The organism is Streptomyces sp. NPDC002133 (assembly GCF_040296405.1).
In the GTDB taxonomy this organism is placed as follows: Bacteria; Actinomycetota; Actinomycetes; order Streptomycetales; family Streptomycetaceae; genus Streptomyces.
On sequence record NZ_JBEOXF010000111.1, the window covers coordinates 1 to 11,269 of the forward strand.

General features: G+C 67.8%; 11 protein-coding genes and 1 pseudogene. 8 read left to right on the forward strand and 4 right to left on the reverse strand.

What is annotated here, in order from left to right; all coding sequences use genetic code 11:
• Positions 1 to 92: 92 nt before the first annotated feature.
• Entirely contained in the window at positions 93 to 719 is a 627-nt protein-coding gene (locus ABT078_RS41630) for a TetR/AcrR family transcriptional regulator (RefSeq protein WP_351237534.1), read from the reverse strand.
• A 73-nt stretch (positions 720 to 792) separates the two neighbouring features.
• Between ABT078_RS41630 and ABT078_RS41635 the strand changes: the two genes are divergently transcribed.
• From ABT078_RS41635 to ABT078_RS41645, 3 genes are all read left to right on the forward strand, one after another.
• The gene (locus ABT078_RS41635) at positions 793 to 1,494 is read left to right on the forward strand and encodes a hemerythrin domain-containing protein (protein WP_351237536.1); all 702 of its coding nucleotides are present in this window, start codon (positions 793 to 795) and stop codon (positions 1,492 to 1,494) included.
• A complete protein-coding gene (locus ABT078_RS41640) occupies positions 1,491 to 2,465 on the forward strand; it encodes a pyridoxamine 5'-phosphate oxidase family protein (protein WP_351237538.1) in 975 nt (324 codons plus the stop codon). Before ABT078_RS41635 ends, ABT078_RS41640 begins: the two co-directional genes overlap by 4 nt.
• 290 nt (positions 2,466 to 2,755) lie before the next feature.
• Positions 2,756 to 3,763 carry a helix-turn-helix transcriptional regulator gene (locus tag ABT078_RS41645; RefSeq protein ID WP_351237540.1) on the forward strand — a complete coding sequence of 336 codons (1,008 nt, stop codon included), beginning with the start codon at positions 2,756 to 2,758 and terminating at the stop codon, positions 3,761 to 3,763.
• 188 nt (positions 3,764 to 3,951) lie between these two features.
• On the opposite strand, the gene ABT078_RS41650 is transcribed toward ABT078_RS41645, so the two are convergent.
• Together ABT078_RS41650 and ABT078_RS41655 are read right to left on the reverse strand one after the other, a co-directional pair.
• A complete protein-coding gene (locus tag ABT078_RS41650) occupies positions 3,952 to 5,043 on the reverse strand; it encodes an alpha/beta hydrolase fold domain-containing protein (RefSeq protein WP_351237542.1) in 1,092 nt (363 codons plus the stop codon).
• A gap of 183 nt (positions 5,044 to 5,226) precedes the next feature.
• Positions 5,227 to 5,970, reverse strand: coding sequence for a maleate cis-trans isomerase family protein (locus tag ABT078_RS41655; RefSeq protein WP_351237544.1), 744 nt, complete (start codon positions 5,968 to 5,970; stop codon positions 5,227 to 5,229).
• A gap of 363 nt (positions 5,971 to 6,333) precedes the next feature.
• Here ABT078_RS41655 and ABT078_RS41660 point away from each other — a divergent pair, with 363 nt between their 5' ends.
• The 4 genes and pseudogenes from ABT078_RS41660 to ABT078_RS41675 form a co-directional block, all read left to right on the forward strand.
• The gene (locus ABT078_RS41660) at positions 6,334 to 7,500 is read left to right on the forward strand and encodes a homogentisate 1,2-dioxygenase (protein WP_351237546.1); all 1,167 of its coding nucleotides are present in this window, start codon (positions 6,334 to 6,336) and stop codon (positions 7,498 to 7,500) included.
• Positions 7,497 to 8,768 (forward strand): alpha/beta fold hydrolase, encoded by a 1,272-nt coding sequence (locus tag ABT078_RS41665; RefSeq protein WP_351237548.1) that lies wholly within the window; start codon positions 7,497 to 7,499, stop codon positions 8,766 to 8,768. Before ABT078_RS41660 ends, ABT078_RS41665 begins: the two co-directional genes overlap by 4 nt.
• 102 nt (positions 8,769 to 8,870) lie before the next feature.
• The gene (locus ABT078_RS41670; protein ID WP_351237550.1) at positions 8,871 to 9,146 is read left to right on the forward strand and encodes a YciI family protein; all 276 of its coding nucleotides are present in this window, start codon (positions 8,871 to 8,873) and stop codon (positions 9,144 to 9,146) included.
• Between the two features lie 247 nt (positions 9,147 to 9,393).
• Positions 9,394 to 10,107: pseudogene (locus ABT078_RS41675) on the forward strand (IS110 family transposase); the annotation flags it as partial.
• A 172-nt stretch (positions 10,108 to 10,279) separates the two neighbouring features.
• On the opposite strand, the gene ABT078_RS41680 reads toward ABT078_RS41675, so the two are convergent.
• Positions 10,280 to 10,690, reverse strand: a complete 411-nt coding sequence (locus ABT078_RS41680) for an ATP-dependent DNA ligase (protein WP_351237554.1) — start codon at positions 10,688 to 10,690, stop codon at positions 10,280 to 10,282.
• Between the two features lie 379 nt (positions 10,691 to 11,069).
• Here ABT078_RS41680 and ABT078_RS41685 point away from each other — a divergent pair.
• Positions 11,070 to 11,269, forward strand: a 200-nt coding sequence (locus ABT078_RS41685) for a hypothetical protein (protein WP_351237552.1), incomplete at its 3' end; no start/stop codon positions are given.

Genomic DNA, 11,269 nt, shown 5'->3' on the forward strand with positions numbered 1-11,269 from the left:
CCGTATGCTCATCCGCCGCGCCACCTCGCTCTACCGATGGGACGGTCGCCCCACCACCAAACGCCTGAAGTAACGCCTACTGCCGGGCACTCTTAGTCGTAGTCCTTCAGCAGGGCCTGGCAGGCGGAGCGGGCGATCCATGCCTGGGCGCGGTCGAACGGCCAGGCCCGTTCGCCGACGAGTGTCATCCAGGCGTGCGGGCCGAGGTGGAACCAGAGGATGTCGACGGCCTCCGCGCGAGGGACGTCGGCACGGAGCGCGCCGAGCGCCACAAGGCGGTCGGCCACGCGGGTGAGCGCCTGGACGTAGTCGTCGGCTCCCCTGTCCAGAACCGCTTTGACGGCGGGTTCCCCCGGCGGGTCGCGGTAGAAGAGTCCGTACACGAGGTCCCAGTGGCGTTCGTGGGTGAGCCGGGTGCCCTCGGCGGTCAGCTCGATCACGGTGCGCGGGTCGTCGCCGGCCTCGATGGCGGCGAGGTTGTCGGCGATGGCCGGGTCGGTCAGGGCCGGCTCCAGCAGAGCCGTCAGGATGCCCGGCTTGTTCCCCACGCTGCTGTACACGGTCGGCACCGCGACCTTCGCCGCCTCCGCGATCTCCCCGATGGTGACCCCGGCATACCCGCGCGCCAGGAAGAGCCTGTGTGCGCTGCCCAGGACGGCCTCACGCGTGGCAGCTGCCGAGTCGGTGCGGCGGGGGGAGTGGTACTTCCTGCTGGTCACCCGCGCATCCTACCTCCTGCACGAGGAGTCACTATATTGACGATAAGGACATTCAATGAATATTGTCGCCTCCATGACTATGGAATCTTCTCAAGAATCTGTTGCGGTCATCGAGACCCGCCTTGCCCATCAGGTCCACCGCGTTGCGACCACCCTGCTGGCCGAGGCCGCCGCCCGTCCCTCGGTGCCGCTCGGCGCACTGGCGCAGCTGCGCGACTTCCTCGTCGCGAACCTGCGCCACCACCACGAGACCGAGGACGAGGACCTGTGGCCGCGGATCGTCGCGGCGGCGCCGGCCACGGAGCACGAGCTCGACGCGCTGAGCGAGGAGCACGAGCGCCTGGACGCCGCGCTCGACCGGCTGGCCGCGGTGAACGTGAGCGGCAACGAGGTTGGGGATGGGGCCGATGAGGCCGTCGGCACGGGCCTCGGCGGAGGCGGCGTGGTGGACGGAGTCCGGGCCGCTCTGCGGGATGCGGCCGTCGCGGTGCGCGACACGGTGCACGACCACCTGGAGCACGAAGAGCCGGTCCTCTTCCCCGCGCTCCGCGACCACATCAGCCCCGAAGACTGGCAGGACTTCGCGCAGCGGGTGATCGCGACCACGCCGCCCGTGGCCGGTCACCTGATGATCGGTTTCCTCGACGAGGTCGGCACGCCCGCCGAGGTGGAACTGGTGCTCGCGGGCCTGCCGGAGCCGCTTCACCCGCTGCTGCCCGCCATGCGCCGTCAGGCGACGGACGACCTGCGGATCCTCCGCGGGACCGGCTCATGACCACCAGCCCTGTCCGGTGGCCGGACGCGGCGGACGCCGTGATGAGGGGAGACCTCACGGTCGCGGTCGCCTATGTCACCCCGGCCGGCGGCGCCGTGGTCACCAGCGTCTCGCCGGTGGGCCTCGCAGACCGTCAGGCGGGCCGGGTCAGGTTCACCACCTCGCTCGGCTTCCCGAAGAAGCTGGAGCGCATTCTGCGGGACCCGCACGTCTCGCTCGCCTACCACACGCGTGATCACGGCTTCGCCGCAAGTAGCTCGTACGTGCTCGCGCAGGGCACCGCGTCGGTCGACCTGCGCCCGTCACCGGAGCGCCTGACGGAACTGATGCGGGCCTCGGAGCCCTTCCTCGGGAAGACCAGACGCGGGCCGATCTGGGACTGGCTGCTGCGCGAGTACCACCAGGAGCGCGTCTTCGTCGACGTCGACGTCGAGCGCGTCACCCTCTGGCCCGATCTGGCGGCCCACGGAGCGATGACGGTCACCGGCGCCGCCTGGCCCGAGCAACCGAACGCGCAGAAACCGCCGAAGAACGGTACGGGCCCGCGCGTCGACCTCGCCGCGGTCGCGCGGCAGATCGGCGGACTGCCGCACCGGCTGCTGGCCTACCGCGGCGCAGACGGCTTCCCTGTCATCGTCCCGGTCGCGGTCACCGGACACGACGACGCAGGACTGCACCTCGACGTGCCACCTGGAATGTTGCCGCCAGGCGGGCGCAGAGCCGGGTTCCTCGCCCATTCCTTCCGGCCTCAGTGCGTCGGGCTGGGCATGCGAACGCTCACCGGATGGCTCACCGTCACCGACGAAGGCGCCCGCTACGCCCCCCACACGACCAAGGGCCTGGCCGCGCCCCCGTACAAGACACTCCTGACCGTCTCGAATGGCCTGCTGGCCAAATACGGCCTATGGCGCGCCCGTCGTGACGGCACAGCCGCCCGCCTGCAGCACCTCGCCCGCGGCCGGGTGGGCTGACACGGGAAGGCCACAGGGCCGCCCTCTTGACGTTTGACGTCGCTGGTCACTCGACCTGCTGAGATCGGCGGGATCCGGGCATGCGTAGGGCGGCCGTTCTCCACGCTTCGAGATGTCGAGTAACGAAGTGCGAGAGAACGGCCGCTGCCCATGAGTCTGCCCGTCGATGTACCCACAAAAGAGTGGCGTGGCTCCGTTTGAGCGGGGCTATTTCCGAGACCGGGAGCGCGAGATGCAACTGGAGCAGGCCGTCGCCGACCGGAGCGATTTCCGGAAAGGAGTCGCCCAAGGTGGGAAATTTCATCGAGCAGGCTTGGGAATCGTCGCTGAGCGCCGCCCAGTTCGACAATCCGCCGCGGGCATCCGTCGACACACGGCCTGCACGATCCTGGTATCCGGAGGGAGAGCCTACGGTGCGGACCAGGGGGCGTGATGGGAGGATGACCAGCCGAGGCGAACTGGCGGCGTTTTTGCGATCGCGCCGGGAGCAACTGAAACCCGAACAGGTCGGGTTGCCGTCGTACGGTCGGCGGCGAACCCCAGGACTGCGACGGGAGGAGCTCGCCACGCTCGCCGGCTTGAGCATCGAGTACCTGGAACGGCTGGAGCAGGGCCGGGATACCAATCCGTCTGTTGCGGTGCTCGCCGCGCTTGCCGAGGCGCTGCGGCTCTCAGATGACGAGAAGCGGCACCTTGCGATGTTGGCCACGAAACGGCACAGCGCCGCGCTCTTCCCACCTCCCCGCCCGGTCAGCGATGAGGCACGACCCACGGTGCGTGCGCTGCTGGACCATCTCGAGCCCACGCCGGCGTGCTTGCTCGGGCCGATCTACAACGTTGTGGCATGGAACAGCGCGTGCGAAGCGGTGATCAGGCCGATGGGTGTGCTGGATGAGGACCCGCCCAACTTCATTCGCTACCACTTCCTCAACCCCACGGCGCGCCAGGTGTTTGCCGACAGGGCTTGGGCAGCTACAGCGGATGAGGTGGTGGGATGGCTGCGGTCCGCCCAAGCGGACTGGGGTTCCGACGATGAGTTCCGCACCCTGGTCGACGACCTGGGTGGAGTTCCCGAGTTCGCGTCGCGGTGGGCCGCTCACCCGGTCGCACTCAGGCAACCAGGCGGCAGTCGTCTCTCTCACCCCGATGCAGGGGTCCTCAACTTCAGTCTTGAGGTTCTCCTCGTCGGAGAGGCCAACCACTGGCTCCAGTTGTGGCTGCCGCGCGACGAGATGACCACGTCCGCCATCAAAGCGCTGCTCTCCGCACCTCCACCTCTCCGCATCGTCCAGTCTTGAGTACGGGGATGAACTGCGGGCTGCTGTGGCCTGTCCCGCCGTCAGGACAAACGCCAGCGGGCGGCACTTGCGTGCTGTCTGACCTGCGGGTTTCGCTGGGCGGCTGGAGTGTAGCGGGCCGTGGAGTGGTCAGGGGCGGTCCCCCGGGCCTGGTGTGTCGTGGCTGTCCTCATCCGTCGTGACGCAGCTCATCGCATGGAGTGAGCGAAGTTGTTGATGCTGCGGACGGTCGCGGCGTAGACATCGGGCATCGTGGCGCGGAAGAGGACCTCGCCGATGTGACACAGTCCCATGTTCATCCAGCTGATCGTCGGGACGCCTGCCGCGAGCAGCTTGCGGTAGTAGTCGAGTCCCTCGTCACGCAGCGGATCGACCTCGTTGACTGAGATCACGTGCGGCGGAAGCCCCTCGAGATCGGCGGTTGTGGCCCGAGCGGGCCAGCAGGTCGCTTCGTCGATGTTTGCCGAACCTGGGTCGTAGATCTCGGCGAGTACCTGCATCATGTCGCGGTGGTTGAAGTACCCGTCGTTCTCGGCCACGGATGGCAGCTCCTCACTGTCATGGGCCCACTTGCCGTAGACGTACGGGCACTGCGCGTACACCCCGGAGATCGCGGAGAGGAAGCCCTCCCGTTTGGCCTTGATGGCCAGCGCGAGAGCGAGATTGGCGCCGCCTGAGTCGCCCGAGACCACGATGTTCGACACACCCAACTCGGCGGCATGCGCCGCGACCCACTTCATACCAGTGGCACAGTCCTCCAGCCCGGCTGGGTAGGGGTGCGGGCCGAGCTTGCCCGCACCATTGCGGAACTCGACGCCGATCACGACCAGGCCGGTAGCAGCAAGTTCCAGCCGCCAGCGGTTGTAGACGGCGCTCGTGGCCCCCATGATGACCATGCCGCCGCCGTGAATGTGATAGATGCACGGCAGCGGGCCCTCCACGTCCTCCGGGCGGGACACGTAGAGCTTGATCTCGTCGCCGTCCGCTCCCGTGACGGTCTGCGTCTCGGATGCAACGCCCTCGACCTCGGGCAGTCCGGCCATCAGCGCCTCGAAGACCGGCTCGAAGGCCGACTCGGCGCCGGCCGCGAACTCCAGCAGTTCCGCACGCGTGGAACGGGGACTCACCGGTGGCGCTGTCGCCGACCCGTCGAGCCCGAACGGCGCCAGCGCCGCTATGACACCCGGATGGACCCGGGGATCGGTCTTGAGCGACCGCTCAGGGTCTCCGAGGCGCCCCGGCGCGCCGTTGCGCAACTCCGTAGCATTTCCGGCCGTCATGACGGGCTCCTTCTCACAACAGATAGACGTTCGGCAGGTTGTTCACATACGAGAAGCGACGCGCTCGCGTACGGTGTGCGGGCTGTCCCGCACGTGCGGCCATGAGAGCCATTCGTTCGTCGAGGCGGTTCTCACGTCATGGCTTCGAGGGTCAAGGCTTCTTTGGAAGATGCCTCCCCGACCTCAGCCTCGGAACAGTGCGCCAGTTCCGGGAACCGGGGCGTAGGCCCCGAGTGCGGACAGCACCTGCCAGGACGTCGCGGTCGAGGCGGTGACGACCGGCAGGTCGACGACGGCTTCAGCGGCGGGAATCGCCTCCAGGGACGGCATCTGCACGCAAGCGCTCAGCACCACAGCGTCGGCCCCGCGGGTGTCGAGCCGGCGTGCGATCTCCGGCAGCTGTCCCTGGTCGAGGCGTCCGACGGCCAGGTTGTCGTCCACCTCCAGACTGATGGCGTCCTGGACCTCGATGCCTTCTCCCTCGATGTAGTCGACTACGCGTGCGGTGAGAGGCTTGAGGTACGGGGTAACGATGGAAACCTTGCGGGCACCGATGTGGTGCAGCCCGGCGACGAGGGCCCCCGCGCTCGAGACGACGTCCACGGATGCACCCGCGTCTGCCGACGTCTTGGTGAGCCGGTTCTCGATGTCACGGTGCGCGCCGCGGCCCTGGGCCATGATGGCGACCAGGCATGCGTAGGCCATCACGTCCACGGACGCGTCAGCCAGCTCGACCGCCGCGCGAGCGGCGTCCGCATTCATCGCGGCGAGCTCGCTTTCCGTGACGGTCTTCATCCGCATCCGGCTGGAGTGGAAGGTGAACCGGTCACCAGTCGTGGCCCCCACCCGACGCAGTACCTCTGGAACTTCGGTCTCCATCGTTGTGTTGGAACTCGGCACCAACAGGCCCACGCGGTAGGAACTCATTGATTCACCTTTCATCACACATGTGGTTCGGTCACAGACGGCCTGCATCTTCGACGCACGGTTGGCGCCGCTCACCGGACGACGCAGTGCGTGCATCCGGTTCGGTATGCATCACGGATTCCTGGCACGAAATCCCGGCGATCCCCGCGGTCCGACGCAGGCCCGGCCGAGCGTCACGGCCCCTCGCCTCGTCCGCTCACGCACGAGGATCGCGCGGTTCGCATCGCTCAGCGACACGTTAGGGCGCCGACGGAGCAGCAGCCTCTCCCTGCGAGTACGGGGTATCCCCACGGGGTGCCACCGCTCGGTGCGTGGCGTGCATTGTCACAGCAAGTAGTCGCACTGAGCGAAGGAGACGGTCCGATGGAACTCAGGCCGATGCGGTCGTGGATTCACCACAGCAGGGGCAAGGTGCTGCGGCAGGCGGGGGCGGGCCGGCAGGCGCTGCCCGACCTGCACGAGGACATGATCACGCGGCACGGCTTCGAAGGCCGTGACGCACACCTGTACCGGCGCAACGAGCCGACCAACTGGAAGCGTGTCGAGGCCAACGCGGACAACCTCGACTTCGACGGGCTACTGCTGGAGCCCACCGACCTGACGCGCGCCGATGGTGGCCCGCTGCGGCTGTTCCACAACCCCGACGTGTCCATCTGGGTGAGCCGGCGCAGCGCGGACATGACCTATTCGGCGCGGAACGCCGACGGGGACGAGCTGTACTTCGTGCACGAGGGCACCGGCACCTTCTACACGGAGTTCGGCCCGATCCCCTATGAGCCCGGTGACTACGTCCTGGTGCCGAAGGGCACGACGTACCGGATCCGTCCGGCCGGTCCGGTGAACTACTTCCTGATCGTCGAGTCGGTCGAGGAGCTCGGCTTCGCGGACGTCGGCCCGCTCGGTCGGCGCGCTCCGTTCGATCCGGCCCTGCTGTATGTGCCCACCCCGGAGCTGGACGAGTTGGGTGACGGCCGCAACGAGGACGGCGAGTGGCCGGTGCGGATCAAGTCCCTGGGCGAGTACACCTCGGCGTTCTACGACTTCGACCCGATCGACGTTGAGGGCTGGAAGGGCGACCTGTTTCCCTTCAAGCTCAACATCCGGGACTACCGGCCGATCATGAGCGACCGCATCCACATCATGCCGTCCGGCTCCGCCATTTTCGCCACGCCCAGCTTCATGGTGGGCGCCCTGCTCCCCCGTCCGCTCGAGTCGGCTCCGGACGCGGAACCCTTCCCGCCGTACCACCGCAACGTGGACTACGACGAGTTGTCGTTCTTCCACAGGGGGACGGCTCTCAGCCTGGAGATCGCCCCGGCCAGCATCTCCGTCATCCCGCGGGGCCTGCACCACGGCCTCCCGCACGCGGTCATGGAGAACATTCGCAAGAAGAAGATCGACCGCACCGACATGGAGATCGTCTTCGTGGACACGGTGCGACCGCTGCTTCCCACGCCGGAGGTCCAGGCCGCGAGGCGTTGGGAGCACTACAGCCAGGTCCGCCAGGAGACGCAGGGGGACGGTCAGTGACGGAGCAGAAGTCGATCAGCGCCAACGCCGTCGGTCTCATCGATTTCGACGTGCTGCCGGCGGGGACCGAGACGACGGTCATCCCGATTGCCGCCTCCGACGGTGTGGTCTCCCGCGGCTTCCTCTACGCGTGCGGCGGTGAGCGCACGGTGGTGGTGGTGTCGCATCCCCGAGGCGACATGAGCCGGCACTATGCCGCTCCGGCAATCCTGGAGGCCGGGTACGCCTTCTACGCCCACCAGACCCGGAGCCTGAACAACGATGTCGACTGCGAGCACGAGCGGGTGCTGCTCGATCTCGCGGCCGGGCTGATCCAACTGAAGAACGAGCGGGGCTTCGAGAACATCGTGCTGCTCGGCAACAGCGGCGGTGGATCGCTTCTGGCGTTCTACCAGCAGCAGGCGACCACGGCACCGCCGGGAAGGCTGAGGGACACCGCGGCCGGGGAGCCGCTGGACCTCAACGCGGTCGAGATGCCCAGCGCGGACGGTATCGTCCTGCTGGCAGCACATCCCGGCCAGGGAGCGTTCATGCTGACCGGCATCGACCCGTCGGTGATCGACGAGAACGATCCGCTGGCGGTGGATCCCGAGCTGGACATGTACAACCCGGCGAACGGCTTCCGCGAGCCCCCGGAACCGAGCAAGTACTCCATGGAATTCCTGGAGCGGTACCGGGCGGCGCAGCGGGACCGTGTGGCCCGCCTCGACGCCCGGGCCAGGGCGCTGATCGCCGATCAGCAGCGCTACCGGCAGCAGATGCAGGCGCCCGGCTTCGCCGACCTGCCGCTGGAGGAGCGCACCTACATCACCCGCCGCGCGGTGGTCGGCAACTACATGACCGTCCACCGGACCGAGGCCGACCCGGCGTTCCTGGATCTGGACCTGCACGCCTGGAAGTCGACCCGGACGCCCGGTTCGATCCTCGGACCCCGGCCGGACCAGGTCAATTACGCGCCTGGAGGGTTCGGCCGGCTGGTCACGCCGCGCGCGTGGCTGAGCACCTGGTCGGGTCTGTCGACGCGAGCCACCCTCATCGAGTCGCTGAAGTCGATTCACGAGCCGCTGCTCCTGATCAGTCTGACGTCGGACAGCCTCGGCTTCCCCGACACCAGCCAGGCGCAGTTCGACGCCAGCCCGGCCGAGGACAAGACGATGCAGTTCTTCGAGGCCGCGCATTTCGCCACGCCCCTCCCGGCACGGCAGAAGGCCCTGCAGTCCGTCGTCGAGTGGCTCGCTCCGCACTTCCCCGCGGCACGAAACCACTGATCGATTCCTTCGGTCGGTGTGGTGGCACGCCACCACACCGACCGGATGGCACAGACCAACAGAACCACCCACTCGGGTGGACTCCCGGATCAGGAGGATGCCATGAAGCCATTCGTCGTGACGCTCGCATTCGCAGACGGAATACCGGGCAAGGAGGTGAGTGAGGCGCAACAGGCATTCCTGGCCAAACTGCACAGCGAAGGCACCCTCATGCTCTCGGGCCCCTTCAACGACGGCGCCGGCGGTATGGCCATCCTGCGCTGCGACTCTCTCGAACAAGCACGGAACATCTATCAAGAAAGCCCCGTCATCCGCTCCGGCGTCGCGACCGCGGATGTGCGCGAATGGAACGTCGTGTGGGGGTCAATACCGCGGTGAACCGCCGACTTGTATGGGGGTAGCGGGACGCGGTCGGGTTGGCCGCTCGTAGCGTGCCGTAGGACGCCGGGCCGGGTGACTCGTGAACCCTCTGCCGCTCTTCGGGGCCGGCTCTCCCGGGGTACGTCGCCGGTCCAGTGTCCGTCCGCGGTCTGACTCAACAGAGGCGTGTCCCGGCCGGTTGGTTCCGGAAGTCGGCGTGTCGGCCGTGGATGCCCTGTCGTCCGACCGTGAGGAATGCTGTCCCGTGTTACCGCTCGGTGTCGACCCCCACAAGTCCACCCACACCGCCACCGCCGTCGAGCCGGAATCAAACCAGCAGGTCGGGACGGTACGGATCGAGGCGAGCCTGACGGACTACCGGCGGCTGCTGGCCTGGGCCAAGCGATGGCCACAGCGGAAGTGGGCGGTGGGGAACGCCAATGGATTGGGCCGGCATCTCGCTCAGTGGCTCATCGCACGCGGTGAGAGCGTCGTCGACGTGCCTGCCGCGGCAACCAGTCGGGTGCGCGAACTCTCCCGCGGTGGAGGGCGCAAGAACGACCAGATCGACTCCGCGGCCTCCGTCGCCTATCTGCAGGGAGACGGACGGGATGTCGAGCCCGAGGACCACACCACGGCGCTGGCTTTCCTGGACGAACGGCGTGTAAACCTGGCCCAGGCCCATGTCCGCACGGTCAACCAGCTCCACGCGTTGCTGCGTGATCTGCTGCCCGGCGGTGCCCCGACCCAACTGTCCGCGGACCTGGCAGCCAAACTGCTGCGGTCCGTCCGTCCCACTGGCGACGTCGAGACCGTCCGCAAGGACATCGCCTGGGATCTGGTCGCCGAGATCCGGAAACTGGACAAGCAGCTCACGGACAATGCTGCCCGGATGCAGAGCCTTGTGGAGGCGTCGGGCAGCGCGCTGATGGACACCCCGGGCATCGGGCCAGTCATGGCCGCCCGGCTGATCGGCCGCACCCGACGAGCTCACCGATTCCCCACCTCAGCGGCGTTCGCGAACTACGCCACGTACCTGCTCGTGATCGAACACAAGCTCGTCAGACGTCACGCTTCTCCCCTGCAGCGTCGCCGGCCGAAAGGCCTGTGTCTATCACGACGGGCTGACACCACCCGGCGAGCACCCACGCTCACCCCCGCTCCCCCACAGGACACGTCCGGCCCATCCCCCAGCCCAACGCGGAAGACCTCAAAAGCCCTTCATGCGGGCAGCCCTGAACTCTGTCCACAAGATCCCCTCCGCCCTGGACGTCGGTCCAGGTCTCCAGCCACTCCTGGGCGACGGCGATGTCGGTCGTCATCGGGCAGAGCGTCCCCGGCGGTGTCGGCTCCTGCTCGGTGAACAGGTCCTCGAGGACGGCGCCGCGGTGGTCGTAGGGCTCAGTGATCACTTCCTGTCCGGCGGTCTGCAGGACGTCGAAGTCGATGAAGTGAGCGGGGAGCGTGGTCGCGCGCTGCTCGACGGTCCGCCCGCCGGCGAAGGCGCGGTGCTGCAGTGCCTCGAGGGGGGAGCCGTCCGTTGCGCCGGACGACGAGCTCACCCTCGAGAAGCACGCCGCCGGCGTAGCGGGACTCGCCGACGCTCCAGTCGATGGCCACAGGCACTCGGTGTTCTGGGGTGAGGCGACGATGGCGCGCTGGATACGGGCAGCGTGCTCGAGTGCCAGGCGCCAAGGATGCCGCGGTGACTCCTTCGAGCAGACCGTGATGTAGGCCTACCTCATCAAGTAGGCGTCAGGAGCAGTGTTCGGCCCGCCGGAATCCATCCGGCGGGCTGCTACCCTACGGGCCCACCGTCAGGTTCGTCACTGTTCGGAGATGTTCGTCCGTCTATCGCCTGTGGCGGAGAGGTGACTTGTCGCTTGCTGGACACGCGGAGGGTGCTGACCTGCACCCTCGATGACGTCACGCTGTCCCCCCATGAGACATGTGAACGACAGGTGGCGGCCAAGGGTCCACAGATCCCGGCCGCAGTATGTGGCGGCGGCTGCTCTCGCAGCGCTGTTGGCAGGTGTGACCGCCACGCCCGGTATGGCCCACGACGCCGACCGGACCGTCAATCAGACCGATGCGACGACTCAGGGCAAGGTTGCCGAAAAGTCCCGGTTCGCTCGGCAGCA